The organism is Haemophilus parainfluenzae, from assembly GCF_014931415.1.
Classification (GTDB): domain Bacteria; phylum Pseudomonadota; class Gammaproteobacteria; order Enterobacterales; family Pasteurellaceae; genus Haemophilus_D; species Haemophilus_D parainfluenzae_AF.
Genome location: NZ_CP063121.1, coordinates 1197273 through 1223267 on the forward strand (window position 1 = coordinate 1197273; position 25995 = coordinate 1223267).

A 25995-nucleotide genomic window follows, 5' to 3' on the forward strand; every position below is an offset into this window, starting at 1 on the left:
AGAACAGTATTTCTTAGGAGTTTTTATGAAAGAAAAAGTGATTTCTTTAGCACAAGACCTCATTCGTCGCCCCTCTATTAGCCCAAATGATGAGGGCTGTCAGCAATTGATTGCTGAGCGTTTAGAAAAACTCGGCTTTCACATTGAATGGATGCCTTTCAACGATACCTTAAATTTATGGGCGAAGTATGGTAGTGGTGAGCCCGTTATCGCCTTTGCAGGGCATACCGATGTGGTGCCAACGGGCGATGAAACGCAATGGACTTATCCGCCGTTTTCTGCCGAAATTGTAGATGATGTGCTTTATGGTCGTGGTGCGGCAGATATGAAAGGCTCATTAGCAGCAATGATTGTGGCGGCGGAAGAATATGTGAAAGCCAATCCGAATCATAAGGGTATGATTGCTTTGTTGATTACTTCTGACGAAGAGGCTGCCGCGAAAGATGGCACCATGCGTGTTGTTGAAACCTTAATGGCGCGCGGTGAGAAAATCACTTATTGTATGGTAGGTGAGCCGTCTAGTTCGAAAATATTAGGCGATGTAGTTAAAAATGGTCGTCGAGGTTCGATTACAGGTAACCTCTATATTCAAGGTATTCAAGGTCATGTAGCTTATCCCCATTTAGCGGAAAATCCAATTCACAAAGCTGCGCCTTTCTTGCAGGAATTAACCGCCTATCAATGGGATAATGGCAACGAATTTTTCCCGCCGACCAGTTTGCAAATTGCGAATATTCATGCAGGCACAGGGAGTAATAATGTCATTCCTGGTGAGCTTTATGTGCAATTCAATTTACGTTATTGTACGGAAGTGACTGATGAAAGCATTAAGCAGAAAGTGGCAGAAATGCTCGAAAAGCATGGTTTGAAATACCGTATTGATTGGAATTTATCAGGTAAACCATTTTTAACGAAACCGGGTAAATTATTAGATGCATTAACGACGGCTATTAAGCAAACAACCGGTATTACACCACAAGCAGAAACAGGCGGTGGCACCTCTGATGGGCGTTTTATTGCTTTAATGGGGGCTGAAGTGGTGGAATTTGGGCCACTTAATGCGACGATTCATAAAGTAAATGAATGTGTGAGTGTAGATGATCTAGCCAAGTGCGGTCAGATTTATCATCAAATGTTAGTGAATTTATTGGACAAGTAAGATGAAATTAACGCCTGAAATGTTAACCGGCAAATCTCGTGAACATTTGATCAATTTGCCTACACCTCATTCTCCGAATCATTTTTTGCAAGCAGGGGCAATGAAAGCGTTTCAAGGATTGCAGCAAAGCGCGGCCAAAAATGGCTTTAATTTGCAACCTGCGAGTAGCTTTCGTGATTTTGAACGTCAACAACTCATTTGGAACGGTAAATTTAACGGTGAACGCAAGGTTCATGATGATGAGGGAAACCCATTAAATTTAGCGTCGTTAGATGATTTGCAAAAAGCACAAGCCATTTTACGCTGGTCAGCGCTTCCAGGGGGAAGTCGTCATCATTGGGGAACAGAAATCGATATTTTTGATCCTGATCTTTTACCTCAAGGTCAATCATTACAACTTGAACCTTGGGAATATGAAAGCGGTGGCTATTTCTTTGAATTAAGTGAATTTCTCACTGAAAATCTACCGCACTTTGATTTTACTTTGCCATTTATAAGCCAACCTGAAGGTAAAAAAGTTGGTCGAGAGCCTTGGCATATTAGCTATTTACCTTTAGCAGAACAGGCATCACGATTATTTACGCCAGATGTGCTATTGCAGGTTTGGCAGAATGAAAATGTGGCAGGAAAAGAAACGTTAATTACGCATTTACCAGAGATTTTTGAGCAATATGTGGTTTAACAAAAAACGCAGCAAGTCGCTGCGTTTTTTTATGGTTTGATTAATTCTTTTTATTCTTTTCCAAGGATTTATGTTGAATTTTCACATTCTTGCCTTTGGCTTGGAAATATTCACCAATTTGTTGAGCAATGTAAACAGAACGATGTTTACCTCCTGTACAGCCGATGGCAATAGTGAGATAGCTTCGGTTATTTTGCTCTAACATCGGTAACCATGCTTCAATGTAATTGCGTGTTTGGTAGATAAAATTATTCACTTCATCATGCGCAAGTAAAAATTGTGCAACAGGTTCATCAAGCCCCGTCATTGGGCGCAGTTCTGGGTTCCAGTGCGGGTTAGGTAGAAAACGCACATCAAAGACGTAATCGGCATCAAGCGGAATACCATATTTAAAGCCAAACGATTCAACCACGATTTTAAGTTCTTTATCTGTATTACCGCGTAAAACTTCTCTTAACCGTTCAGATAATGAATGAGTAGAAAGTGGTGCGGTATCAATAATAAAATTAGCATGTTGAATTAAAGGCTCAAGCTGTTGATATTCTAGATCAATCGCTGATTCAAGTGGGAGATCTTGTGCTGAAAGTGGATGAAGACGACGTGAATCGCTGTAACGGCGAATAAGTGTACTGCGATCGCTATCTAGAAAGATGATTTTGACGGAATAAGTGGCTTGAATATCTGTCAGAATCTTGTCTAAATCAGCACTTGAATGGGGAAGATTTCGAATATCGAGGCTGATGGCAACAGCCGTTTGAGTTTTGGCGAGAATATTGGTGAGTTGAGGAAGTAAATCGAGAGGGAGATTATCCACGCAATAATAGCCCATATCTTCCAAAGCTCGTAATGCGACAGATTTCCCCGCGCCGGAGCGACCGCTGATAATAATAATTTCCATCTGCGTGATTCCTTATGGTTAGTTGGTTAGGTTATACCTCTTGAGGTTCAATATTATCTAAATTTGTGTCGTCTTCAGATTCCTCTGAATGATCGGCACATTCAAAAATTTGCCAAATTTCATCCGTACTTTGTGCTGAACGAAGTTGTTTAATTAAGTTTTTATCAGTTAATTTTTCATTGAGTTCTGCCAGAACAGGAATATATTCTTGACAGTGATTTTCGGGTACGAGCACAGCAAAAACGATATCTACCGGCTTATTATCGGCAGCATCATATTCGACAGGCGTTTCTAATTGCATAAATACTGTTAGGATCTTATCTGAGACAGTAGTAGGTAACTTAGCTTTAGGCATAGCGACGCCATTGCCTAATCCTGAATTACCTAATTTTTCCCGCTCAAATAAACATTCAAAACAAGCCTGTTCACCATTTTCGCAGTGAAGTTTTTCCACAACGAAAGCGGCAATAGATTCAAATAATCGTTTCTTGCTAGAAAAAGCAACCCCCTGACGAATATCATCAGGGGAGAGCAATGTCGTAAATTTCATAGGTTATAGTTTAAATTGTTCGCCTAAATAGACACGTTTAACGTGCTCATCATTCATGACTTCTTCCGGTGTGCCGGTTGCGATAATTTTCCCTTCGCCAACAATGTAAGCGCGTTCACAAACATCAAGGGTTTCGCGTACGTTATGGTCGGTAATTAACACGCCTAAACCACGATTGCGGAGATCCGTGATGATTTTCTTAATATCCGTAACCGAAATAGGGTCGACACCGGCAAAAGGTTCATCTAATAAAATAAATTTTGGATTTGCCGCTAAGGCGCGTGCAATCTCCACTCGACGACGTTCACCACCTGAAAGAGATTGCCCCAGGCTATCACGAATATGGCTAATATTGAACTCATCAATTAACTCATCCGCTCTCTCTCGGCGTTGTTCTGCAGTGAGATCTTTACGAATTTCTAATACCGCCATGAGGTTTTCATAGACTGTTAAACGACGGAAAATAGAGGCTTCTTGTGGTAAATAGCCAATTCCTCGACGTGCACGTTCATGCATAGGTAATACGCTAATATCATCGCCATCAATGGTGATTTTTCCCTGATCGTGACGCACTAAACCGACGACCATGTAGAAAGTAGTGGTTTTACCCGCACCATTTGGACCAAGTAGGCCAACAATTTCATTGGAGTTTACGGTTAAACTCACATCAGAAACCACTTTTCGGCTTTTATAGCTTTTTGCGAGGAATTCAGCTTGTAATACAGACATCGGTTATTTTTTACCTTTTTGTTGTAATTGGGTAGGAATTAAGACGGTTTGCACACGTGATTTTCCATTACCATTGGCTTTTAACTGTTGTTTTTTCACATCATAAGTGATGCGTTCACCGTTAATTTTGCTATCCAATTGTTTTAATTCAGCATTACCGGTCAATGTTAAAAATTCAGTACCTAAATCGTAGTGAACTTTATTCGCTTTACCGTCAACCGGTTTACCATCATCAAGTTGCTGGTGGAAAGTAACAGGGCTACCAAATGCTTCGACGGTCTCTTTTTTGCCTGAATTTTCTGGCGGACGAGTAATAACCACTTTATTGGCTTTAATTAAAATGGAACCTTGTGTAATCACAACGTTATCCGTAAACGTTACCACGCTGTTTTCCATATCTAAAGATTGATTATCTGAGACGATATTGATCGGTTTATTAGTATCATCTTTTAACGCAAAAGCAGATAAAGAAGTCATCATTAACGCTGTTAAAAGCAGAATTTTATTGTTTGTTGATTTCATAATATGTTTTTACCTGTTCCTTTAGAGTTGCAACTTGCTGACGTAAATTTCCGACGAGCTTCAATCCGCTAGAATTAAAGTTTAATCCGTTAATTTTTACTTGTGTATCGGAAGTAATGTCTTGTGTTTTTAAATTAATTATTGCGGCTTCAGTCTCAACACGTTGTAGGCGAGATAAAGGATCAAGACTCTCGGCAACCACACCACCTTCAAGATAGAGCATTTGATCTTTTGTTAATTTTGCCTTTTGCGCGCTAAGTTTCCAATTTTGTTTTTCTAATTGAATTTTATCGGTTTTCGCTTCTTTATCTTTATTGTCCAAAGAGACATCAAAAAGATAGACTAACGGCGAAATAAAATCCGTATGACCGTCTTGTGTGTAATATTCCACTTTGTCGGAAATCGCGAGATACTGTTTTTTACCTTCAGGTGAGAATACAGTGGTTTCCATTTTATTACCGACGTATTCCGGGCTATCAGGCTTTTTAATTAGGCTTTGTAAATCACCATGATCTTGATTAAGCGAATAATACCAGCCTAATAAAGCCAGGGCGATGACACCTAAAATAATATTCCAACGAATATTCATAAATAACGTTCTTTCCTTCTTTAAAGGGTAACCAATCATAGCACTTTTTTGACACAATGTGCGGTCAAAAATAGCTGTATTTTAGTCTTCTAAAATGAGTGTTTTTAAGATCTGATAAATCTCGCGATAAGCTTTTGATGGCTTATTTTGTTCCTTCTCTTTTTGTGCTGCACGAATCAAATTACGTAAGTGTTGGCGGTCTGCAGAAGGATGTTCATTTAACAAATCAGTCAGAGCCGCATCACCTTTTGCAATCAATTCATCACGTAAGATTTCTAACTTATGCAGCATAGCTTGTTGCTGATTATGTTTGTTTTCAATTTTTTCTAAAGCTTCACGAATAGGCTCTGCATCAATTGAGCGTAAGAGCTTGCCGATGTATTGCAATTGGCGACGACGTGCCTCTTTTTGTAGACGTTGCGCTAATTCAATGGCATCTTTCAAGCTATCGTCTAGTGGAACCTTAGTCAGATTTGCTTTGGTTAAGTTCACCAATTTCTCGCCGAGCTGTTTTAAATCCTCAGCGTCGCGTTTGATTTCACTTTTACTTACCCAAATAATCTCTTCTTGGTCTTCATCTTCCCAATCAAAGGCTTCTTTTTTCTTACGTTTTGCCATTCTATTACCTTATGAAAAATTTGGTGCATTTTAGCATAAACTTTCAAAATAAGATAAAATGGCGCAAATTTTTAATAGGATTATCATTATGAAAACAGCAGAAAATTTAACCGCACTTTTAAAATCTCAAGAGCAAACATTGCGTGATGCAGTCAGTTTTGCGATTGAAACCGCACAGAAAGCGGGTGCCACCGCTGAAGTTGGCGTGACAAAAGTCAGTGGTTTATCGGTTTCAACCCGTCTGCAAGAGATTGAAAATGTTGAATTTACTAATGATGGGGCATTAGGCATTTCTGTTTATTTAGGCCAACAAAAAGGCAATGCCTCGACCTCAGATTTAAGCGAAGAAGCCATTAAAAACACCGTTGAAGCAGCGCTTGCTATTGCAAAATATACCTCGCCAGATGATTGTACAGGGCTAGCGGACAAAGAATTAATGGCTTTTGAAGCACCCGATTTAGCGCTTTATCATAGTGCAAATGTTGATGTCGAACAGGCTACAAAATTAGCTTTAGAAGCTGAAAAATCAGCGTTGGAATACGATGCTAAAATTGTGAATAGTAATGGCGCAAGCTTTAATTCGCATACTGGTGTGCGTGTTTATGGTAATACACATGGCATGCTACAAAGTTACTTATCTAGCCGCTATTCTTTATCCTGTTCGGTGATTGGTGGCGAGCTAGATCAACTTGAAAATGACTACGAATATACAGTTTCACGTGAGTTTGATGCGCTTTCTCCAGCGGATTGGGTAGGACAGAATTGTGCAAAAAAAGTGATTGCGCGTTTAAATCCACAAAAATTAACGACACGTGAAGTGCCGGTGATTTTCTTAAATGATGTAGCAACAGGATTAATCTCTCATTTAACGGGCGCGATTAGTGGCGGCAGCTTATATCGTAAATCCAGTTTCTTGCTCGATCATCTTGGAAAACAAGTATTGCCAGATTGGTTCCAAATTAGTGAGCGTCCGCATTTGTTAAAACGTTTAGCCTCCACGCCTTTTGATAGCGAAGGGGTGCGAACACAGGATCTTGAAATTATTCAAGATGGCGTATTGCAAACCTATTTGCTCACCAGTTACAGCGGTAGAAAAATGGGCATGCAAAGTACCGGTCATGCAGGCGGTATTCATAACTGGCTTGTGAAACCAAATTTAACGGGCGGATTGACCGCACTTTTACGTCAAATGGGCACCGGTTTATTGGTGACAGATGTCATGGGGCAAGGCGTAAATATTGTGACGGGGGATTATTCCCGTGGCGCAGCAGGCTTCTGGGTGGAGAATGGCGAGATCCAATATCCAGTTGCTGAAATTACGATTGCGGGTCAATTGCAGGATATGTTAAAAAATATTGTGGCAGTAGCAGATGATGTTGAACATCGTTCCAATATTCAAACCGGTTCAATCTTGTTAGATAAGATGAAAATTTCAGGAAATTAATAATTTTTTTAAAAATGATAATAATTCTTATTGACATGTAATTTCTTTCTGCTACTATACGCACATCTGTTTAGTAGCGATTGCAGATTGCTCCAACAGGTAGAGTAGAAAGTAAATTCGTTAGGGTTAAAAAGGCTGAAGGTTTAAACTTCAGCCTTTTTTATTGTAGAATACGCAAACGATTAAATAAAAAAGGAAAGACTATGAAAAAACACCACGTCGATATTATGATTTCAGAAGCGGATGTCCGTAGTCGCATAGCTGAACTTGGCGCGGAAATTACGCATTTTTATCAACAAAAAGCCATTGATAAACTGATTGTTGTTGGGCTTTTACGTGGTTCATTTATGTTCATGGCCGATCTCGTGCGTGAATTAAAATTACCGGTAGAAGTGGAGTTTATGACCACATCAAGTTATGGCGCTGGGATGACAAGCAATCACGATGTGAAAATTACGAAAGATCTCGAGGGCGATATTCGCAATGAACACGTGCTGATTGTTGAGGACATTATTGATACGGGCTATACCCTTGAAAAAGTACGTGGCATTTTAAATTTACGCGATCCTGCAAGCTTGGCGATTTGTACCTTATTAGATAAACCTTCTCGCCGAGAAGTGGAAGTACCGGTTGAATGGATTGGTTTTTCTATTCCGGATGAATTTGTTGTCGGCTATGGTATTGATTATGCTCAACGTTATCGTAATCTAGGCTATATTGGCAAAGTGGTTATAGACGAATAATTTATTTTTCAATAAAAAGAGCGGTCAAAATTCACAGTGATTTTTGACCGCTCTTTGTTTGTTAAGATTAGCGTTTCGCTTTTTTGATAAACTTCATTAAGCGTTTACGTTTACGTAATTGGTTTGGTGTGAGTTTATTTTTTCTACCCGCGAATGGGTTTGAACCTTCTTGGAATAGCAAGCGAATTGGCGAACCAATAATTTTCAAACTCTTACGATAATAATTAGATAAATAACGTTTGTATGAATCCGGTAATTTATCCATTTGGTTACCATGCACCACGATAATTGGTGGGTTATAACCACCTGGGTGAGCATATTTTAATTTAATACGACGACCGCCAATCATTGGTGGTTGGTGCTCATCCGTTGCCATTTGTAAGATTCGGGTGAGAAGGGACGTCGTCATTTTTTGTGTCGCACAAGCATAAGCTTCTTTAATCGAATCAAAAAGATTCCCCACGCCACTGCCGTGTAAAGCAGAAATAAAATGCACACGGGCAAAGTCGATGAAATCAAGACGGCGATCTAATTCAGATTTGACGCGATCTTTCACATCTTGATCTAAGCCGTCCCATTTATTCACGACGATCACGAGTGAGCGTCCTGCATTTAAGATAAAGCCAAGTAGAGAGAGATCTTGGTCTGAAATATTTTCACGCGCATCAATTGTGAGTAATACCACGTTTGCATCTTGAATTGCTTGCAAGGTTTTAATAACAGAGAATTTCTCAACGGCTAAATGCACTTTACCACGTTTACGCACACCCGCTGTATCAATCAAGGTGTATTGTTGCCCATCGCGTTCCATTGGAATGTAGATACTGTCACGTGTTGTGCCTGGCATGTCGTAAACCACCACGCGATCTTCACCTAAAATACGATTGGTTAATGTCGATTTACCAACGTTTGGACGGCCTACAATCGCAATTTTGATATTTTTATCTTGTTCTTCTTCAAGCTCTTCGTCTAATGCTTCATCAATCAATGAAGTATCTTCTTCTGAATCGAAGTCAAATTCGTGATCCCATTCATCTTTTTCTTCTTCATCAGAAGTGCGGTCATTTTCTGCTTCGTTTTCTTGTAATTTTTCCGCTAAAGGTGCAAGTACTTGCTCCATTAATTGAGTCACGCCACGGCCTTGTGATGCAGCAATTTGTTCAATTTCACCTAAGCCTAATTGATAGAATTCCGCACAGTGTGAATCAGCATCGATACCATCAGTTTTGTTTGCCACCACGACGGTTGTTTTATTAGTGCGTTGGCGTAAGTAGTTGGCAATGCCAATGTCTGCAGCTGTTAAACCTGCACGCGCATCCACTAAGAAAAGCACTACATCGGCTTCTTCAATCGCTAATAAGGATTGTTCCGCCATTTTTTCTTCAACGCCTTCTTCAGTGCCATCAATACCGCCGGTATCGATCACAATGAAATCATAGCCAGAAATATTGGCATGACCGTATTTACGATCTCGGGTTAAACCAGGGAAGTCAGCGACAAGCGCATCGCGAGTACGGGTTAAACGGTTGAATAGGGTGGATTTACCTACGTTTGGGCGACCCACTAAGGCAACGACAGGAGTTGTCATAAAAATATCTCTGTAAAGTGTAAATTTGGTTAATTATAGCGAATGTTGGCTGGCAGGTAAAATTCGGGCATAAAAAAAGCACCTTTTGGTGCTTCATTATCTCGGCTTAATTGGCGGAATGGACGGGACTCGAACCCGCGACCCCCTGCGTGACAGGCAGGTATTCTAACCAGCTGAACTACCACTCCGTGAGTATATTAAGACAAGTTTTAAATTGGCGGAATGGACGGGACTCGAACCCGCGACCCCCTGCGTGACAGGCAGGTATTCTAACCAGCTGAACTACCACTCCGCTAAGTGCTGGGTATAATAATGATGAACGTTAAAACCGTCAATCTTTTTTTTCTTTTTTATGTTTATCTGATTAATAGATAACCGATTAATGTGAGGTTTCGTCACCCGCACGAATAGACCAAAAACATTTGCCATCGCTTTTTTTATTGACCAATTTAATGAAATCCAAATGGGCTTGGAGTTCATCATCAGTGGGTTGTAACACTTTTAAATTTTGCGAAAAATTGACTACACTTTGAAGATCTTGCATATTAGCACCAGCTTGGATAATTGAACTATCCGCATGCTCTTCATCAAATAGACTGGTTTGACCGCCCGTCATGGATAAATAAACGTCAGCCAAAATCTCCGCATCCAGTAACGCACCGTGGAGTGTTCGTTTGCTGTTATCAATACCTAAACGATCACACAACGCATCTAAGCTATTACGTTTTCCCGGGTACATTTGGCGAGCCATTTGCAACGTATCGGTAACCAGGCAAATGTCGGTTGTTTTGATATCTAACCCAAGTTTACGGAATTCATAGTCCATAAAGCCCACGTCGAAGGGGGCGTTGTGAATCAGTAGTTCAGCACCACGAATGTATTCAATAAAGTCTTGTGCAATTGTTTTGAAATCCGGTTTATCCGCCAGCATTTCATCCGTAATACCGTGAACTTTAATGGCATCGGGATCAACCAAACGATCCGGCTTAATATAAATGTGAAAATTGTTGCCCGTATATTTACGGTTGATCATTTCCACCGCGCCAATTTCAATAATGCAATGTCCTTCGTAATGCGCACCAATTTGGTTCATACCGGTGGTTTCAGTATCCAGTACAATCTGGCGATCCGGATTTATCATTGTTCTACCTATCTGTTTCCTTTAAAATACTGCCTATTTTACACAAGCTCGAATTAGTTATGCAAAAACAGATTGAAATTTTTACGGATGGATCTTGCCTAGGCAATCCAGGAGCCGGTGGCATAGGGATTGTCCTGCGCTATAAACAGCACGAAAAACATATTTCAAAAGGGTATTTCAAAACCACCAATAATCGCATGGAATTACGAGCAGTGATTGAGGCTTTAAATAGCTTAAAAGAACCTTGCCATGTGACGCTTTATAGCGATAGCCAATATATGAAAAATGGCATCACACAATGGATTTACAATTGGAAGAAAAACAATTGGAAAGCCAGCACGGGCAAAACGGTAAAAAATCAGGATTTATGGATTGCGTTAGATCAGGCGATTCAAATCCATAACATTGATTGGCAGTGGGTAAAAGGCCATTCAGGCCATCGTGAAAATGAAATTTGTGATGAATTAGCCAAACAAGGGGCAGAAAATCCAACCTTCGAAGATATTGGTTACGAAGGCTAGTCTGCACCTTGTTTTAAAGTGAGGTTATTCTTGATAACGAATTAATCCTTCTTGCTGTGTGGTGGCTATTAATGTGCCGTCTACAGCAAAAATTTGTCCTCTTGCTAAACCTCGTCCCGCAAAAGCATTGTTACTTTCAATAGCATGTAAGTGCCAATTATTTAAATTGAAAGGGCGGTGGAACCAAATACTGTGGTCGATTGTAGCCACTTTCATCCCTTTCTGTAAAAAGCCTTTCCCATGTGGGTGAAGTGCGGTCAAAATACAGTGGAAATCAGAAAAATAGGCCAAGAGACATTGTTGAGTTTGCAAATCTAATGGTGCCTCTCCATTGGTTTTAAACCAAGCATATTGTTCAGGCGGCAGTTCACGACCATCAAATGGATTGTTCAAATATCGGCTATGAATCTGAAATGGTCGTTCTTGAGCAAATTTTTCACTCAAGCTTTCAGGCAAAGTCTGCGCTACTTTTAACATGATTTCGTGTTCATCAATACATTGCTCAGGGCCTGGTACTTGTGGCATAGCGGATTGATGATCGAAACCTTCTTCAGGTACTTGAAATGAGGCGGTGACGTGGCAAATCACATTTTTATGCTGAATGGCTTTTACGCGTAATGCAGAAAAGTTACGTCCTTCACGTAAAGTTTCCACGTCATAAATAATCGGGTATTGACTGTCGCCAGGTGCTAAAAAGTAAGCATGACAAGAATGGAGTACGCGCTCTGGTGGGGCAACCTGCATTGCAGCAGACAGAGATTGAGCGACTACTTGACCGCCAAACACTTGACGAAAACCTAAGTCTTCACTCGCACCGCGAAAGATAAGATCATCAATTTTTTCTAGTTTTAACAATTCGATGAGTTGATTTAATTTATCCGACATTGTTTTTTCCTTTTATGAATACAAAAAGACCGCATAGTTATGCGGTCTGAAGTGTTTTTATACGTTAAAGCGGAAGTGCATAACATCACCATCTTGGACGATGTAGTCCTTACCTTCTAAGCGCCATTTACCCGCTTCTTTTGCTCCGTTTTCACCTTTGAATTGGATGAAGTCATCGTAAGCAATTACTTCTGCACGGATGAAGCCTTTTTCAAAGTCTGTGTGGATGACAGCTGCTGCTTTAGGGGCGGTTGCACCAACTGAAACCGTCCAGGCGCGCACTTCTTTCACGCCCGCAGTAAAGTAGGTTTGAAGATTTAATAAAGCATAACCTGCACGAATTACACGGTTTAAGCCAGGTTCTTCAATGCCAAGATCTTGTAAGAATTCGATTTTTTCGTCGTCATCAAGCTCAGCAATTTCTGCTTCAATCGCCGCACATACAGGCACCACAACAGAGCCTTCTTTTTCAGCAAACTCACGTACTTTGTCTAAATACGGGTTATTTTCAAAACCGTCTTCATTTACGTTTGCAATGTACATGGTTGGTTTTAATGTGAGGAAGTTATAGCTTTTAATTGCTAATAACTCATCTTTATCTAACGCAACAGAACGAATCATGCCTGCTTCAGAAAGTACAGGAAGGATTTTTTCCATTACAGACAGCTCAAATTTTGCGTCTTTATCGCCACCTTTAGCACGTTTTTGTAAACGTTGGATAGCACGTTCGCAGCTGTCTAAGTCAGCAAGGGCTAATTCGGTATTAATGGTTTCGATATCGCTTAATGGATCGATTTTACCTGCAACGTGCACGATGTCATCATTTTCAAAACAACGAACAACATGACCAATTGCATCAGTTTCACGGATGTTAGCTAGGAATTTATTCCCTAAGCCTTCACCTTTACTTGCACCCGCAACCAAACCAGCGATATCCACAAACTCCATGGTGGTGGGCAACACACGTTCAGGTTTAACAATTTCCGCTAACGCATCTAAACGCGGATCCGGCATTGGTACCACGCCAGTATTGGGTTCGATGGTACAGAACGGATAGTTTGCCGCTTCGATACCGGCTTTGGTTAATGCATTAAAAAGGGTAGATTTGCCGACGTTTGGCAAACCAACGATACCACATTTAAATCCCATGATGTTTTCCTTATTGTAAGCGTAAGTGCGGTTAAAATTTATGGTGTTTTTTCACCGCACTTTTGAGTTAAATTTTAAAACTGTTTAAGCGATTGGTGGCTTTCACCATGCCTTCTTTGAAAAGCAATTCAATGCAATCGGTGGCTTCGTCTAACGCTTTATCGAGAGCTTCTCTTTCTGCAGGCGCAGGTTTGTTAAGCACAAAACCTGAAACTAAATCACGGTGTCCAGGATGGCCAATACCAATGCGTAAACGATAGAAATTATTGCTGTTACCAAGCTGAGCTACGATATCTTTTAAACCATTGTGTCCGCCATGTCCGCCACCTTGTTTTAATTTTACGGTGCCCGGCGGTAAGTCTAATTCATCGTGTAGCACTAAAATTTCTTCTGGTTTGATGCGATAAAAATTAGCAAGTGCCCCTACCGCTTTTCCACTTAAATTCATAAACGTCGTTGGCACTAAAAAACGAACTTCTTTGCCGTTAATCAGTGTTTTTCCTACATAACCGAAGAATTTATTTTCTGCATTAAGCGAAACATTAAAGCGACGAGCCAAACGCTCAATCAGCCATTCACCTGCATTGTGGCGGGTTTCCGCATATTTATCGCCAGGGTTTCCCAGCCCCACGATGAGTTTAATTTCAGACATAGTTTTCTGCTTGAGTAAAAATAGTGGCGTATTGTAGCGAAAAAGGGCTAATTTCTCAATCTATAAGGCTAAGACTAAAACACCTGAGAGAATTAATAGACTTCCTATAACTAATTTCATACTTAAAGGTTCGCCTAACAATACCACGCCTAAAATAATAGCAATCACCACACTGAGTTTATCAATGGGCGCAACCCAAGAGGCGGGGGCCATTTGCAACGCGCGATAATAACAAAGCCAAGATAGACCTGTAGCAACACCGGAAAGAATTAAAAAGGTGAGAGGTTTTGCCGCAATATGTTGTGGTAGTTGCCATTCGTTACGTGCGCTAATGATGCCTGCTGTAACGAGTAACACCACAATTGTGCGGATAAAGGTCGCGAGATTGCTGTTAATGCCTTCAACCCCTAATTTTCCTAAAATAGCGGTAAGCCCAGCGAAAAAGGCTGAACCAATGGCAAAAAATACCCAATTCATGATGAACTCCTGATTTTATCGTTAATATTGACCGCACTTTTCCGCTATAATAACGGAAAACTCATCAAGACAGAATAAGACATGAACCAAATTAATATTGAAATCGCCTATGCCTTACCGGATCGTTATTATTTGAAGTCCTTCAAAGTGGATGAAGGCACGATGATCCAAACGGCTATTTTGCAATCGGGCATTTTACAACAGTTTACCGAGATTGATTTGCGCGAGAATAAAGTCGGGATTTATTCCCGACCAGCCAAATTAACGGATCAATTAAAAGATGGCGATCGTATTGAGATTTACCGTCCATTATTAGCCGATCCTAAAGAAATTCGTCGTAAACGTGCAGCAGAACAAGCCAAAGCTGCACAAGAAAAAGCCCAACAAGAAAAACAGGAAAAGGAGTAAAAAATGACCGCACTTTCCAATCAATATTGTCTGCCTGATGGCATTACCCCTGAAATTTTCCTGCGTGATTATTGGCAGAAAAAACCATTGATTATTCGTAATGGTTTACCTGAAATTGTTGGTCAATTCGAGCCTGACGATATTATCGAATTAGCACAAGGCGAAGAGGTGACCGCACGTTTAGTGAAAACCTTTTCAGATGATAATTGGAAAGTGTTTTTCAGTCCCTTATCCGAAGAGGATTTTGCAGATGTACCAGAGAAATGGTCAGTGCTTGTCCAAAATTTAGAGCAATGGAGTACAGAACTCGGTCAGCTTTGGAATAAGTTTGGCTTTATCCCACAATGGCAACGTGATGATATTATGGTGTCCTATGCACCTAAAGGCGGTTCCGTTGGTAAGCATTATGACGAATATGATGTGTTCTTGGTGCAAGGCTATGGTTACCGTCGTTGGCAGTTAGGTAAATGGTGTGATTCTTCCACAGAATTTAAACCGAATCAGCCGATTCGTATTTTCGATGATATGGGCGAATTGGTGATTGATGAAGTGATGAATCCTGGCGATATTCTTTATATTCCGGCTCGTATGTCGCATTACGGTGTGGCAGAAGATGATTGTTTGACTTTTTCTTTTGGTTTGCGTTACCCGAATTTAGCAGACATTTTCGATAACGTGAACAAAGCGTTTTGTCATCAGGATCCTGAATTGAATTTAAGCGAATTCCAATTACCGTTACGCTTAACACAGTCAGAGCAGCGTACGGGCAAATTGGCGGATGAAAATATTCAAGCAATGAAAAAGCAATTCTTAGTGAAATTGGCAGAGTCAGAAGCCTTTGATGCCTTGTTCAAACAAGCGGTGGCAGGCACAGTGAGTTCACGTCGCTATGAAATGTTAGTATCCGATGAAATATCCGATCCTGACGAAGTGCGGTCAATTTTAGAAGAGGAACAAGGTGTGTTAATGCAGGACAATAACTGCAAATTACTTTACACCGAAAATCCGCTCCGCATCTATGCGAATGGCGAATGGTTGGATGAAGTGAATGTTATTGAAGCGGAAGTGTTGAAACGCCTTTCTGATGGTGAAGCGCTAGATTGGGCATTCTTAAATAATTTAGTGAATGATACAGAAGATCCTGCAAGTACAATGGAATTATTACTTGATTCGATTTGTAACTGGCTAGATGACGGTTGGGTGTTGATTGAATAATGTCTGAAAACATTTACTCCGTTTCCCAATTAAACAGCGCAGCCCGGCAAATGCTGGAAGGGAATTTTTCACAGATTTGGCTTACAGGGGAGATTTCTAATTTCACTCAACCTGTGTCAGGGCATTGGTATTTAACGCTGAAAGATGAAAATGCCCAAGTTCGCGGTGCGATGTTCCGAATGAAAAATTTGCGCGTGGGATTTCGTCCGCAAAACGGTATGCAGGTCTTGGTGCGGGCGAATGTCAGTTTATATGAACCTCGTGGTGATTATCAGCTGATTATTGAATCTATGCACCCTGCTGGCGAAGGATTATTGCAACAGCAATTTGAAGCGCTAAAAATGAAATTGGCGGCTGAAGGGTTGTTTGCACAAAACCTGAAGAAAAGCTTGCCAGACTTTGCTAAAGCGGTAGGTATTGTGACCTCTTCGACTGGCGCAGCGTTGCAGGATATTCTGCATATTTTGGCTCGCCGAGATCCCAGTTTGAAAGTGGTGATTTATCCAACGACAGTGCAAGGCAAAGAAGCAACGGCTGAAATTGTCCAAATGATTGAACTCGCTAATGCGCGTCAAGAAGTGGATGTGTTGATCGTCGGCCGAGGAGGTGGTTCCTTAGAAGATCTTTGGTGCTTTAACGAAGAAGAAGTCGCGCGTGCGATTTTCCGTTCTAATTTACCGATTATCAGTGCGATAGGTCACGAAACGGATATCACCATTGCCGATTTCGTGGCTGATTTACGTGCGCCGACACCCTCTGCTGCGGCGGAGTTAGTGAGTCGCAATCAGCAGGAATTACTTCAACAGTTAGCCTATAAACAACAGCGTTTGGAGATGGCGTTAGATCGTATTTTTAGTCATCAACAACAACGTTTACAACAGTTACGTTTACGCCTGCAAAATCAACATCCGCAAAATCAATTATTGATGCAGAAAGCCAGAACGGCGCAATTACATCATCGTTTAGTTTTGGCAATGCAGCGCCAAGTGGATAAAACGCAACAAAAATTGACCGCACTTTCAGCGCGCTTAAAACAAAATCCGTTGCCTTATCGCTTACAAAAACAATCTCAATATTTAGCCCAGTTAAAAGTGTGGTTAAATTTAGGGGCGAATCGTCAAGTCACGGAACGTCAAAATAAGTTGGCAACATTGTGTGGTAAGTTAGATGGATTAAGTCCATTAAAAGTATTAGCGCGAGGATATTCCATCGCAGAAGATGCCAAAGGACATGCCATTGTGAGTGTGAAGCAAGTCAAAACAGGCGACACCATTAAAACGAAAGTGGCCGATGGGAAAATTACCAGCCGCGTTTGTTAATTCAATAGATTCTTAATGTAAACCTATGATGAATAAGAAATCATCATAGGTTTTCTTTTTTTGTGACCGGCTTCAAAGTTTCGACAAAAAAACAGCGGGTTCAGTTTTTTTTATTTTTTTATGGGAGTATTATGCGACCTCGATACTAGGAGAGTAATGATGTCAGAAATTCAACAGTTTAGTCAGCATGATATAGAAGTTCTTAATGAAGAAACTGTTTATAAAGGTTTTTTTACACTTAAGAAAGTACAGTTTAAACATAAGCTTTTTGCCGGTGGCGAAAGTGGCGTTGTGACACGTGAATTATTAGTCAAAGGTGCCGCTTCTGCAGTGATTGCTTACGATCCGGAAGAAGATGCAGTGGTTTTAGTTGAGCAGGTACGTATTGGTGCATATCAACCTGAATCAGCTCGTTCCCCTTGGTTATTAGAATTGATCGCCGGGATGGTCGAAGAAGGCGAACAACCTGAAGAAGTGGCTTTGCGTGAAAGTGAAGAGGAAGCCGGTGTATCCGTTCAAGATCTCACACATTGTTTAAGCGTGTGGGATAGCCCGGGCGGTGTCGTTGAACGTATTCATTTGTTTGTCGGTCGAGTAGAGAGTTCGCAAGCCAAAGGGCTTCATGGTTTAGCTGAAGAGAATGAAGACATTCGTGTTCATGTGGTGAAACGTGAGCAAGCCTATCAATGGATGTGTGAAGGCAAAATTGATAATGGCATTGCAGTAATGGGCTTGCAATGGCTTCAATTAAATTACGCCCAATTGCAGCAACGCTGGCAATAGGAGTCCCATGAACAATAGATTTGAATACGAACCCGCGAGTGAAATTGTTAAATTATTACAAATTACCGATCCTCATTTATTTAAGGATACAAGCAAAGATTTATTAGGCATCAATACACACGAAAGCTTTTCTCAGGTGTTAAAAGAAATTCAGTCTGAGTCTTTTGACTATGATGTCGTGCTTGCAACGGGGGATTTGGTACAAGATAGTAGCGACGAAGGCTATTTACGATTTGTTGAAATGGTTAAACCGTTAAATAAATGGGTATTTTGGCTTCCGGGTAACCATGATTTCCAACCTAAAATGGTCGAACATTTAAGCCAACCGCCGATTAACGCGTCAAAACATTTACTTCTAGGTAAACATTGGCAAGTGATTTTGTTAGATAGCCAAGTATCCGGTGTGCCTCATGGTGAATTAAGTGCTTATCAATTAGATTGGTTAAAAACAAAATTAGCAGAAAATCCAGCGCGTCATAGCTTAGTCGTATTGCATCATCATTTATTACCAACGAATTCAGCATGGCTTGATCAGCATAACTTGCGTAATGCACATGGCTTCTCAGCCGTTCTTGCTCAATTCAACAATGTAAAAGGGATTTTATACGGGCATATTCATCAGCAGGTTGATGGCTATTGGCAGGGTTATCAAACCATGGCAACGCCAGCGACTTGTATTCAATTTAAGCCAGATAGCAATCATTTTGCGTTAGATACCTTACAACCAGGTTGGCGTGAAATTGAACTACACCCAGATGGACGAATTGAAACGAGAGTAAAACGAATCAAACAAAAAACATTCCTACCCAATATGGAAGAAGAAGGATACTAAACAAAGTGCGGTTAAAATTTAGATGATTTTAACCGCACTTTTTCTATACCGAAATGGGTAAAAGTCCATTTTACACTAGCCAGAATTGCCACAAATCTGTACAATAGCCGACCGATTTTATCTTTTTACTAATCTTTATTTTTAAGCAATATGACGCAAAAATTACATATTAAAACATGGGGCTGTCAGATGAATGAGTATGATTCATCAAAAATGGCCGATCTTCTCTTAAATACACATGGTTTGGAATTAACTGATATTCCAGAAGAAGCAGATGTGTTACTTCTTAACACCTGTTCTATCCGTGAAAAAGCACAAGAAAAAGTGTTCCATCAGTTAGGTCGTTGGAAAGAATTAAAAAAACAAAATCCAAACCTAGTCATCGGTGTGGGCGGTTGTGTGGCTTCACAAGAAGGTGAACATATTCGTCATCGTGCGCCTTACGTGGATATCGTATTTGGTCCGCAAACTTTACATCGTTTGCCTGAAATGATTAACCAAATTCGTGGCGGTAAAAGTTCGGTGGTGGATGTAAGTTTCCCAGAAATTGAGAAATTTGACCGTTTACCGGAACCTCGCGCAGAAGGTCCAACTGCGTTTGTGTCCATTATGGAAGGCTGTAATAAATATTGTACTTACTGCGTTGTGCCTTATACCCGTGGTGAGGAAGTAAGCCGTCCTGTTGATGATGTATTATTTGAAATTGCGCAGTTAGCCGATCAAGGTGTGCGTGAAATCAATTTATTAGGCCAAAACGTAAATGCGTATCGTGGCCCGACATTTGATGGCGGTATCTGTACATTTGCGGAATTATTGCGTTTAGTAGCATCTATTGACGGTATCGACCGTTTACGTTTTACCACGAGCCACCCAATCGAATTTACTGACGATATTATTGATGTGTATCGCGATACGCCTGAATTGGTGGACTTCGTACACTTACCGGTACAAGCTGGTTCTGACCGTATTTTAACCATGATGAAACGTGGCCATACCGCGTTAGAATATAAATCGATCATTCGTAAATTACGTGCGGTGCGTCCAAATATTCAAATTAGCTCAGATTTCATTGTTGGCTTCCCTGGTGAAACCAATGAAGAGTTTGAACAAACCATGAATCTCATCGCACAAGTGAATTTTGATATGAGCTTTAGCTTTATCTATTCCGCACGTCCAGGTACACCAGCAGCAGATATGCCAGATGATGTCACTGAAGAAGAGAAAAAACAACGTCTCTATCTTTTACAAGAGCGTATCAACCAACAAGCGGCACAATATAGTCGTCGGATGCTTGGCACAGAGCAACGCGTATTGGTGGAAGGGCCGTCTAAGAAAGATATTATGGAATTAACAGGACGTACTGAAAACAACCGTATTGTGAATTTCCAAGGCTCACCAGATATGATTGGTAAGTTTGTCGATATCAAGATTACCGATGTTTATACTAACTCTCTACGTGGTGAAGTGGTGCGTACTGAAGATCAAATGGGATTACGTATTGCACAATCACCACAAGAAGTGATGAACCGTACTCGTAAAGAAGATGAATTAGGCGTAGGACGTTATCACGGCTAATCATTTAAAGTGAATATGGATAAGTAACCGTACGAAAGTGCGGTTATTTTTTTATGTGTTTTTTAGAAAAGAGAGTAGGAAAGTCTTTATCCTAAATTTTAGGTATAAAAAAACACCCGTTAAGGTGCTGATTTAAAGTGGTGGGTCGTGAAGGATTCGAACCTTCGACCAACGGATTAAAAGTCCGCTGCTCTACCGACTGAGCTAACGACCCACTGGTATGGTTTTGAAATGGTGCCCGAAGCCAGACTTGAACTGGCACGCCTCGAAAGGCGAGGGATTTTAAATCCCTTGTGTCTACCGATTCCACCACTCGGGCAAATTGGAGCGGGAAACGAGGCTCGAACTCGCGACCCCGACCTTGGCAAGGTCGTGCTCTACCAACTGAGCTATTCCCGCGTTTGCTTGTTGCCAAACAACGGGGCGTATTTTACGGATTTATCTTATTGTGTCAAATAAAATTCGTAAAAAATTTTTTTGATTGGTTAAAAATAATTCAAAAACAAAAGGTGCGATTAAAATAACCGCACCTTTTATTTAAAATTTAGCCAATTCTATAATTCAATGTTATCTAACAAGCTGCCTTTAGCTGCTTTCAAGTATTGGAGCATTGACCACACTGTTAAAATTGCCGCCAAGTAGAGTAGTATGATCGCCAATGTTTCCATATAAACGTTATATCGCCAGAGTAATCCACCTAAAGCTAGCATTTGAGAGGTGGTTTTTACTTTTCCCAGCCATGAAACAGCCACTTTATTACGTTCACCCAACTCAGCCATCCATTCACGTAAAGCAGAGATAATGATTTCACGTGAAATCATAATAATCGCAGGGATGGTAATCCAGAAAGAATGTTGATATTCCACAATTAATACAAGTGCAGTAATAACCATTACTTTATCGGCTACAGGATCAAGGAAAGCACCGAAGCGAGTTGTTTGTTTTAATTTTCGAGCAAGATAGCCATCAAACCAGTCGGTAACACCCGCGATAAAGAAAATAAGAGTGGTAATAAAAGGCGCAGAAGGGATAGGCAAATAAAACGCCAAGACGAAGAATGGGATTAAAATCACTCGGAGAATCGTCAGGAAAATGGGAATATTATATTTCATAAAAATAACCGTACTCTGGTTAAAGATACGTTCATTTTAAAGGATCTACAAAAATAAAAAAAGCCACTTAATGTGGCTTTTTCTTAAAAATTAAAGTTTGTCAGCGTTTTGTTTCAAGTATTTAGCAACACCTTCAGGGCTGTCTTTCATACCTTCTTTGCCTTTTTCCCATTGAGCTGGGCAAACTTCACCGTGTTCTTCGTGGAATTGTAACGCATCTACCATACGTAACATTTCATCGATGTTACGACCTAATGGTAAGTCGTTTACGATTTGGTGACGAACAACACCGTTTTTGTCGATTAAGAATGAAGCACGTAATGCCACACCTTCTTCTGGGTGTTCGATACCGTATGCTTTAGCGATTTCGTGTTTAACGTCAGCTGCTAATGCATATTTAACTGCACCGATACCACCATTTTCAGTTGGGGTATTACGCCATGCATTGTGAGTGAATTCTGAGTCGATAGATACACCAACCACTTCAACACCACGTTTTTGGAATTCTTCATAACGGTGGTCAAATGCGATTAATTCAGATGGACAAACGAAAGTAAAGTCTAATGGGTAGAAGAATAATACCGCAGCTTTACCATTAACGTGTTTTTTGAAATTGAAGTTGTTAACGATTTCACCATTGCCTAAAACTGCAGAAGAAGTAAAATCTGGAGCTTGACGAGTTACTAATACCATAGTCATAATTCCTATATAAATGTTAATAAAAATTTTGCTAACGCAAAAACTCGGTAGTATTCTAAAAAAATTGACCGCACTTTAACAGCTGTTTTTATCTATTGAATTAATTAATATTGTCTAAGTTACAGGTGAAATATATGTCAGAACATCATACTTTATCAACCACACTGGTTCATGCCGGACGTAAAAAACGTTTTACCCAAGGGGCGGTAAACCCTGTGGTCCAACGTGCCTCTTCTTTAGTATTTGACACTATTGCAGATAAAAAACATTGCACAAAAAATCGTTATAAGGGAGAGCTTTTCTACGGACGCCGTGGCACGTTAACGCATTTTGCGCTTCAAGATTTAATGTGTGAAATGGAAGGGGGCGCTGGCTGTTATCTTTATCCTTGTGGCGCCGCAGCAGTAACTAATGCCATTTTATCATTTGTTGAAACGGGCGATCACGTTTTAATGATAGGGGCTGCCTATGAGCCAACACAAGATTTTTGCAATGTGATTTTGAAAAAAATGCATATTGATACGACCTATTATGATCCAATGATAGGTACTGATATTGCGAAACTTGTGCAGCCAAACACGAAAGTCTTATTTTTAGAGTCACCAAGTTCTTTAACAATGGAAGTACCCGATATTCCTGCGATTGTTAAAGCGGTTCGAGCCGTGAGCCCTGAAATCGTCATTATGATCGATAATACATGGGCGGGGGGCGTACTATTCAAAGCGTTAGAACATGGTATTGATATCTCCATTCAAGCTGGGACCAAATATTTAGTAGGGCATTCTGATATTATGATCGGTACCGCAGTAGCTAATGCACGTACTTGGGATAAATTGCGTGAACATTCTTATTTAATGGGACAAATGGTTGACGCTGATTCCGCTTATACGACAGCACGCGGTATTCGTACCTTAGGAGTGCGATTAAAACAACATCATGAAAGTAGTTTAAAAGTGGCCAAATGGTTAAGTGAACAACCACAAGTGAAAGCAGTGTATCATCCTGCGTTACCAAGCTGTCCAGGTCATGAAAACTTTAAACGTGATTTTACTGGTGCAAGCGGTTTATTCTCTTTTGAATTACATAAGCGTTTAAATGATGAAGAACTTTCCGCCTTTATGGATCATTTTGAGCTTTTCACGATGGCTTATTCTTGGGGCGGGTTTGAATCGCTCATTTTATGTAATCAACCAGAAGAAATTGCGAAAATTCGCCCGGGTATTGAACGTAAATTAACGGGCTCATTAATTCGTCTGCATATTGGATTTGAAGACACGGATGAATTAATCACCGATCTTCAAGCGGGCTTTGACCGAATCAAATAAGAAAGAGGGCTGTTTATGTAAACAGCCCTTATTTACTCAATCTTTGAGTTGATTTATCATAGTCAGCATTTTTAGCAACTAGAGAAGAACAATGAAACATATTCATATTTTAGGCATCTGTGGGACCTTTATGGGCGGTGTCGCGATGATTGCCAAACAAATGGGTTATAAAGTCACAGGCTCTGATACCAATGTTTACCCGCCAATGAGCACTTTTTTACAAGAGCAGGGTATTGAAATTATTCCTAATTATGATGTGGCTCAACTTCAGCCTGCACCCGATATGGTGATTGTCGGAAATGCCATGAAACGCGGTAATCCTTGCGTAGAATATGTTTTGGATAATGCCTTGCCTTATACATCAGGCCCGCAATGGTTACACGACCATTTATTGCGTAACCGTTGGGTGTTAGCGGTTTCAGGTACACATGGTAAAACTACTACAACGGGCATGTTGACTTGGATTTTAGAACAAAATGGGCTAAAACCAGGTTTCCTAATCGGTGGTATTGCGGGAAATTTTGGTACGTCAGCTCGTTTAGGGGAAAGTGAGTTCTTCGTGATTGAAGCGGATGAGTACGATACAGCATTCTTTGATAAACGTTCTAAATTTGTCCATTACAATCCGAAAACCTTAATTATTAACAATATCAGCTTCGATCATGCTGACATCTTCGATGATCTTCATGCGATCCAGCGTCAATTCCATCATATGATCCGCACCATTCCTTCTACAGGACGTGTTCTTTCTTTTGCTGATGAGCAGAGTGTAAAAGAAACGCTCAATATGGGTTGTTGGTCAGAACAGCAATTTATCGGTAAAGATAAGGAATGGTTTGCGGAACGTATTACTAATGATTGTTCTGAATTTGCCGTATTCCATCATGGCCAAAGAGTTGGTGAAGTGAAATGGAATATTGTCGGACAGCACAATATGCACAATGCTTTAATGGCGATTGCAGCGGCTTACCATGCGGGTGTCAAAATTGAAGATGCATGCCAGGCATTGGGCAGCTTTATCAATGCAAAACGTCGTTTAGAAGTGAAGGGGGAAGTCAACGGTATTACGGTTTATGATGACTTCGCTCACCATCCAGAAGCCATTCTTGCGACACTTACTGCGTTGCGTGACAAAGTTGGCGGTGGCGTACGTATTCTTGCGGTATTAGAGCCTCGTTCAAACACCATGAAAATGGGTGTGCATAAAGATGAAATTGCCCCAGCACTAGGACGTGCCGATGCCGTGTTTATGCTACAACCAGATAATATTCCATGGGATGTGGCTGAAATTGCAGGACAATGTGTGCAACCGGCACATTACACAGGAAATGTTGATAAATTAGTCGATATGATTGTGGCAGAAGCAAAACCAACGGATCACATTCTTGTGATGTCAAACGGTAGCTTTGGTGGCATTCATCAAAAGATTTTAGATCGATTAAAATAATCTCAATGTTAAGTGCGGTCAAAAATGAAAGTGTTTTTGACCGCACTTTTTATCATCAAAAATAAGGAAATCACATGGCCGATCCACATATTCAATCTCCAATGGATGTTTGGGATAAACTCACCGTCATTATTTATCGCACAGGCTTTGTCATTGCGGCGTTTAGCATCTTGGCTTTAACTTGGTATCCTCAACAGGCTCAGATGGCCGTGTTGATTGCAGCAACTTGCTGTGCATCATCCCTTCATATTTATTTAAAACATTTCCGCTTAACATTCCAATTTGCCACGTGGCTTGCACTCTTATGTGCGCTGTTAGGTTGGCATGAATTAGCGTTAGGTGGTGCATTGGTCACACTGGGCGGTTTATGTTTTAAAGAATACTTCTGTTTTAGAGTACCGCTATTAAATTTGCAACCTGCATTTGTCGCCGCACTTTGGTTTGCTTGGGTATTTGAAGGTGGTTGGATTGCTCGAATTTTATCGTTGCTTGTAGGCGGATTATTATTAATTCTTGCAGTTCAAAAATGGCGAATGCCATTGCATTTTGATATTGGCGATAAAACAAAGTATCAAATCTAATAAGATTAATAGATAAAGGCATAATGTTTCAAGACATTGTGCCTTTTTATTTCGATTAAATTTACTTTCATCTAAAAATGAAAAAAGCACCGAAATTTCGGTGCTTTGTAATTTGGTTGCGGGGGCCGGATTTGAACCGACGGCCTTCGGGTTATGAGCCCGACGAGCTACCAAGCTGCTCCACCCCGCGTCTGATGGCGAGTAATATACTCGTTTCAAAAATTATTGCAAGATTTAAACTGAATTTGACTTTCCGTTTGTTAAGAAAATAAACGATGTGAATATTAATTAATCATTTTATGAAATAGTGCTAGTCCTAAAAGGGAATTTTTGATAGCGTATGCAACTTTGT

At 40.5% G+C, this 25995-nt stretch carries 28 protein-coding genes and 6 tRNA genes; 14 read left to right on the forward strand and 20 right to left on the reverse strand.

Annotated elements, in window-relative coordinates; all coding sequences use genetic code 11:
- Positions 1–25 precede the first annotated feature (25 nt).
- Positions 26–1159: a succinyl-diaminopimelate desuccinylase gene (gene dapE, locus INP93_RS05945; protein WP_197544398.1), complete on the forward strand. Its 1134-nt coding sequence runs from the start codon at positions 26–28 to the stop codon at positions 1157–1159.
- Between the two features lies 1 nt (position 1160).
- Positions 1161–1841, forward strand: a complete 681-nt coding sequence (locus INP93_RS05950) for a M15 family metallopeptidase (RefSeq protein WP_197544399.1) — start codon at positions 1161–1163, stop codon at positions 1839–1841.
- A gap of 40 nt (positions 1842–1881) precedes the next feature.
- Here INP93_RS05950 and rapZ read toward each other — a convergent pair whose 3' ends face one another.
- The 6 genes from rapZ to yjgA form a co-directional block, all read right to left on the reverse strand.
- Complete coding sequence (gene rapZ / locus INP93_RS05955) at positions 1882–2739, reverse strand: RNase adapter RapZ (RefSeq protein WP_197544400.1); 858 nt, start codon at positions 2737–2739, stop codon at positions 1882–1884.
- 31 nt (positions 2740–2770) lie between these two features.
- On the reverse strand, positions 2771–3289 hold the full coding sequence (gene ptsN / locus INP93_RS05960; protein WP_197544401.1) for a PTS IIA-like nitrogen regulatory protein PtsN: 519 nt from the start codon (positions 3287–3289) through the stop codon (positions 2771–2773).
- Positions 3290–3292: 3 nt separating this feature from the next.
- Positions 3293–4018 carry an LPS export ABC transporter ATP-binding protein gene (gene lptB, locus INP93_RS05965; protein ID WP_049364392.1) on the reverse strand — a complete coding sequence of 242 codons (726 nt, stop codon included), beginning with the start codon at positions 4016–4018 and terminating at the stop codon, positions 3293–3295.
- A 3-nt stretch (positions 4019–4021) separates the two neighbouring features.
- The gene (lptA, locus tag INP93_RS05970; protein ID WP_049367753.1) at positions 4022–4540 is read right to left on the reverse strand and encodes a lipopolysaccharide transport periplasmic protein LptA; all 519 of its coding nucleotides are present in this window, start codon (positions 4538–4540) and stop codon (positions 4022–4024) included.
- On the reverse strand, positions 4521–5129 hold the full coding sequence (gene lptC, locus INP93_RS05975) for an LPS export ABC transporter periplasmic protein LptC (RefSeq protein ID WP_197544402.1): 609 nt from the start codon (positions 5127–5129) through the stop codon (positions 4521–4523). Before lptC ends, lptA begins: the two co-directional genes overlap by 20 nt.
- 81 nt (positions 5130–5210) lie before the next feature.
- Entirely contained in the window at positions 5211–5747 is a 537-nt protein-coding gene (yjgA, locus tag INP93_RS05980) for a ribosome biogenesis factor YjgA (protein ID WP_005697713.1), read from the reverse strand.
- Positions 5748–5835: 88 nt separating this feature from the next.
- Between yjgA and pmbA the strand changes: the two genes are divergently transcribed.
- Both pmbA and hpt read left to right on the forward strand, forming a co-directional pair.
- Entirely contained in the window at positions 5836–7191 is a 1356-nt protein-coding gene (gene pmbA, locus INP93_RS05985) for a metalloprotease PmbA (protein ID WP_197544403.1), read from the forward strand.
- A gap of 203 nt (positions 7192–7394) precedes the next feature.
- Positions 7395–7934: a hypoxanthine phosphoribosyltransferase gene (gene hpt, locus INP93_RS05990; protein WP_049371541.1), complete on the forward strand. Its 540-nt coding sequence runs from the start codon at positions 7395–7397 to the stop codon at positions 7932–7934.
- Positions 7935–8001: 67 nt separating this feature from the next.
- Here the strand turns inward: hpt and der are convergent, their stop codons facing one another.
- From der to dnaQ, 4 genes are all read right to left on the reverse strand, one after another.
- Positions 8002–9522 carry a ribosome biogenesis GTPase Der gene (gene der / locus INP93_RS05995; protein WP_049384377.1) on the reverse strand — a complete coding sequence of 507 codons (1521 nt, stop codon included), beginning with the start codon at positions 9520–9522 and terminating at the stop codon, positions 8002–8004.
- Between the two features lie 111 nt (positions 9523–9633).
- Positions 9634–9710, reverse strand: a tRNA-Asp gene (locus tag INP93_RS06000).
- Positions 9711–9737: 27 nt separating this feature from the next.
- Positions 9738–9814, reverse strand: a tRNA-Asp gene (locus tag INP93_RS06005).
- 87 nt (positions 9815–9901) lie between these two features.
- Entirely contained in the window at positions 9902–10663 is a 762-nt protein-coding gene (gene dnaQ, locus INP93_RS06010) for a DNA polymerase III subunit epsilon (protein ID WP_197544404.1), read from the reverse strand.
- Between the two features lie 59 nt (positions 10664–10722).
- Between dnaQ and rnhA the strand changes: the two genes are divergently transcribed.
- Positions 10723–11184, forward strand: a complete 462-nt coding sequence (gene rnhA / locus INP93_RS06015) for a ribonuclease HI (RefSeq protein ID WP_197544405.1) — start codon at positions 10723–10725, stop codon at positions 11182–11184.
- Between the two features lie 24 nt (positions 11185–11208).
- Here the strand turns inward: rnhA and tesB are convergent, their stop codons facing one another.
- The 4 genes from tesB to INP93_RS06035 form a co-directional block, all read right to left on the reverse strand.
- The gene (gene tesB / locus INP93_RS06020) at positions 11209–12069 is read right to left on the reverse strand and encodes an acyl-CoA thioesterase II (RefSeq protein WP_197544406.1); all 861 of its coding nucleotides are present in this window, start codon (positions 12067–12069) and stop codon (positions 11209–11211) included.
- Between the two features lie 57 nt (positions 12070–12126).
- Complete coding sequence (gene ychF, locus INP93_RS06025) at positions 12127–13218, reverse strand: redox-regulated ATPase YchF (protein ID WP_075874959.1); 1092 nt, start codon at positions 13216–13218, stop codon at positions 12127–12129.
- 67 nt (positions 13219–13285) lie between these two features.
- A complete protein-coding gene (pth, locus tag INP93_RS06030) occupies positions 13286–13870 on the reverse strand; it encodes an aminoacyl-tRNA hydrolase (protein ID WP_014065080.1) in 585 nt (194 codons plus the stop codon).
- 60 nt (positions 13871–13930) lie between these two features.
- Entirely contained in the window at positions 13931–14347 is a 417-nt protein-coding gene (locus tag INP93_RS06035; protein ID WP_014065081.1) for an EamA family transporter, read from the reverse strand.
- Between the two features lie 81 nt (positions 14348–14428).
- Here INP93_RS06035 and INP93_RS06040 point away from each other — a divergent pair, with 81 nt between their 5' ends.
- From INP93_RS06040 to miaB, 6 genes are all read left to right on the forward strand, one after another.
- Positions 14429–14755, forward strand: a complete 327-nt coding sequence (locus INP93_RS06040; protein ID WP_005696455.1) for an RnfH family protein — start codon at positions 14429–14431, stop codon at positions 14753–14755.
- Positions 14756–14758: 3 nt separating this feature from the next.
- Positions 14759–15970 carry a ribosomal protein uL16 3-hydroxylase gene (locus INP93_RS06045; RefSeq protein WP_197544407.1) on the forward strand — a complete coding sequence of 404 codons (1212 nt, stop codon included), beginning with the start codon at positions 14759–14761 and terminating at the stop codon, positions 15968–15970.
- Positions 15970–17289: an exodeoxyribonuclease VII large subunit gene (gene xseA / locus INP93_RS06050; RefSeq protein ID WP_197544408.1), complete on the forward strand. Its 1320-nt coding sequence runs from the start codon at positions 15970–15972 to the stop codon at positions 17287–17289. The genes INP93_RS06045 and xseA overlap by 1 nt, the downstream gene beginning before the upstream one ends.
- A 159-nt stretch (positions 17290–17448) precedes the next feature.
- Positions 17449–18072, forward strand: a complete 624-nt coding sequence (gene nudF, locus INP93_RS06055; RefSeq protein ID WP_197545320.1) for an ADP-ribose diphosphatase — start codon at positions 17449–17451, stop codon at positions 18070–18072.
- Between the two features lie 7 nt (positions 18073–18079).
- On the forward strand, positions 18080–18904 hold the full coding sequence (cpdA, locus tag INP93_RS06060) for a 3',5'-cyclic-AMP phosphodiesterase (RefSeq protein WP_197544409.1): 825 nt from the start codon (positions 18080–18082) through the stop codon (positions 18902–18904).
- A 150-nt stretch (positions 18905–19054) separates the two neighbouring features.
- Positions 19055–20479, forward strand: a complete 1425-nt coding sequence (gene miaB / locus INP93_RS06065; RefSeq protein ID WP_049371534.1) for a tRNA (N6-isopentenyl adenosine(37)-C2)-methylthiotransferase MiaB — start codon at positions 19055–19057, stop codon at positions 20477–20479.
- Positions 20480–20617: 138 nt separating this feature from the next.
- On the opposite strand, the gene INP93_RS06070 is transcribed toward miaB, so the two are convergent.
- The 5 genes from INP93_RS06070 to INP93_RS06090 form a co-directional block, all read right to left on the reverse strand.
- A tRNA-Lys gene (locus INP93_RS06070) sits at positions 20618–20693 on the reverse strand.
- Between the two features lie 18 nt (positions 20694–20711).
- Positions 20712–20798, reverse strand: a tRNA-Leu gene (locus tag INP93_RS06075).
- Between the two features lie 4 nt (positions 20799–20802).
- Positions 20803–20878 (reverse strand) — tRNA-Gly (locus INP93_RS06080).
- 155 nt (positions 20879–21033) lie between these two features.
- Positions 21034–21591 (reverse strand): CDP-diacylglycerol--glycerol-3-phosphate 3-phosphatidyltransferase, encoded by a 558-nt coding sequence (gene pgsA, locus INP93_RS06085; RefSeq protein WP_049365349.1) that lies wholly within the window; start codon positions 21589–21591, stop codon positions 21034–21036.
- A gap of 90 nt (positions 21592–21681) precedes the next feature.
- On the reverse strand, positions 21682–22284 hold the full coding sequence (locus tag INP93_RS06090) for a peroxiredoxin C (protein WP_197544410.1): 603 nt from the start codon (positions 22282–22284) through the stop codon (positions 21682–21684).
- Positions 22285–22424: 140 nt separating this feature from the next.
- Here INP93_RS06090 and metC point away from each other — a divergent pair, with 140 nt between their 5' ends.
- The 3 genes from metC to INP93_RS06105 all read left to right on the forward strand — a co-directional run bounded on the left by metC (position 22425) and on the right by INP93_RS06105 (position 25643).
- Positions 22425–23615: a cystathionine beta-lyase gene (gene metC, locus INP93_RS06095; protein WP_197544411.1), complete on the forward strand. Its 1191-nt coding sequence runs from the start codon at positions 22425–22427 to the stop codon at positions 23613–23615.
- A 91-nt stretch (positions 23616–23706) separates the two neighbouring features.
- Positions 23707–25062, forward strand: a complete 1356-nt coding sequence (gene mpl / locus INP93_RS06100; RefSeq protein WP_197544412.1) for a UDP-N-acetylmuramate:L-alanyl-gamma-D-glutamyl-meso-diaminopimelate ligase — start codon at positions 23707–23709, stop codon at positions 25060–25062.
- Positions 25063–25136: 74 nt separating this feature from the next.
- Positions 25137–25643: a DUF2301 domain-containing membrane protein gene (locus INP93_RS06105; RefSeq protein WP_197544413.1), complete on the forward strand. Its 507-nt coding sequence runs from the start codon at positions 25137–25139 to the stop codon at positions 25641–25643.
- 113 nt (positions 25644–25756) lie between these two features.
- Here INP93_RS06105 and INP93_RS06110 read toward each other — a convergent pair.
- Positions 25757–25833, reverse strand: a tRNA-Met gene (locus INP93_RS06110).
- Positions 25834–25995: the final 162 nt, after the last annotated feature.

Bases quoted from the DNA above. Each gene is read 5' to 3' on its own strand.
- dapE (WP_197544398.1), top strand. From the start codon at position 26: ATGAAAGAAAAAGTGATTTCTTTAGCACAAGACCTCATTCGTCGCCCC.
- INP93_RS05950 (WP_197544399.1), top strand. From the start codon at position 1,161: ATGAAATTAACGCCTGAAATGTTAACCGGCAAATCTCGTGAACATTTG.
- rapZ (WP_197544400.1), bottom strand. From the start codon at position 2,739: ATGGAAATTATTATTATCAGCGGTCGCTCCGGCGCGGGGAAATCTGTC.
- ptsN (WP_197544401.1), bottom strand. From the start codon at position 3,289: ATGAAATTTACGACATTGCTCTCCCCTGATGATATTCGTCAGGGGGTT.
- lptB (WP_049364392.1), bottom strand. From the start codon at position 4,018: ATGTCTGTATTACAAGCTGAATTCCTCGCAAAAAGCTATAAAAGCCGA.
- lptA (WP_049367753.1), bottom strand. From the start codon at position 4,540: ATGAAATCAACAAACAATAAAATTCTGCTTTTAACAGCGTTAATGATG.
- lptC (WP_197544402.1), bottom strand. From the start codon at position 5,129: ATGAATATTCGTTGGAATATTATTTTAGGTGTCATCGCCCTGGCTTTA.
- yjgA (WP_005697713.1), bottom strand. From the start codon at position 5,747: ATGGCAAAACGTAAGAAAAAAGAAGCCTTTGATTGGGAAGATGAAGAC.
- pmbA (WP_197544403.1), top strand. From the start codon at position 5,836: ATGAAAACAGCAGAAAATTTAACCGCACTTTTAAAATCTCAAGAGCAA.
- hpt (WP_049371541.1), top strand. From the start codon at position 7,395: ATGAAAAAACACCACGTCGATATTATGATTTCAGAAGCGGATGTCCGT.
- der (WP_049384377.1), bottom strand. From the start codon at position 9,522: ATGACAACTCCTGTCGTTGCCTTAGTGGGTCGCCCAAACGTAGGTAAA.
- dnaQ (WP_197544404.1), bottom strand. From the start codon at position 10,663: ATGATAAATCCGGATCGCCAGATTGTACTGGATACTGAAACCACCGGT.
- rnhA (WP_197544405.1), top strand. From the start codon at position 10,723: ATGCAAAAACAGATTGAAATTTTTACGGATGGATCTTGCCTAGGCAAT.
- tesB (WP_197544406.1), bottom strand. From the start codon at position 12,069: ATGTCGGATAAATTAAATCAACTCATCGAATTGTTAAAACTAGAAAAA.
- ychF (WP_075874959.1), bottom strand. From the start codon at position 13,218: ATGGGATTTAAATGTGGTATCGTTGGTTTGCCAAACGTCGGCAAATCT.
- pth (WP_014065080.1), bottom strand. From the start codon at position 13,870: ATGTCTGAAATTAAACTCATCGTGGGGCTGGGAAACCCTGGCGATAAA.
- INP93_RS06035 (WP_014065081.1), bottom strand. From the start codon at position 14,347: ATGAATTGGGTATTTTTTGCCATTGGTTCAGCCTTTTTCGCTGGGCTT.
- INP93_RS06040 (WP_005696455.1), top strand. From the start codon at position 14,429: ATGAACCAAATTAATATTGAAATCGCCTATGCCTTACCGGATCGTTAT.
- INP93_RS06045 (WP_197544407.1), top strand. From the start codon at position 14,759: ATGACCGCACTTTCCAATCAATATTGTCTGCCTGATGGCATTACCCCT.
- xseA (WP_197544408.1), top strand. From the start codon at position 15,970: ATGTCTGAAAACATTTACTCCGTTTCCCAATTAAACAGCGCAGCCCGG.
- nudF (WP_197545320.1), top strand. From the start codon at position 17,449: ATGTCAGAAATTCAACAGTTTAGTCAGCATGATATAGAAGTTCTTAAT.
- cpdA (WP_197544409.1), top strand. From the start codon at position 18,080: ATGAACAATAGATTTGAATACGAACCCGCGAGTGAAATTGTTAAATTA.
- miaB (WP_049371534.1), top strand. From the start codon at position 19,055: ATGACGCAAAAATTACATATTAAAACATGGGGCTGTCAGATGAATGAG.
- pgsA (WP_049365349.1), bottom strand. From the start codon at position 21,591: ATGAAATATAATATTCCCATTTTCCTGACGATTCTCCGAGTGATTTTA.
- INP93_RS06090 (WP_197544410.1), bottom strand. From the start codon at position 22,284: ATGGTATTAGTAACTCGTCAAGCTCCAGATTTTACTTCTTCTGCAGTT.
- metC (WP_197544411.1), top strand. From the start codon at position 22,425: ATGTCAGAACATCATACTTTATCAACCACACTGGTTCATGCCGGACGT.
- mpl (WP_197544412.1), top strand. From the start codon at position 23,707: ATGAAACATATTCATATTTTAGGCATCTGTGGGACCTTTATGGGCGGT.
- INP93_RS06105 (WP_197544413.1), top strand. From the start codon at position 25,137: ATGGCCGATCCACATATTCAATCTCCAATGGATGTTTGGGATAAACTC.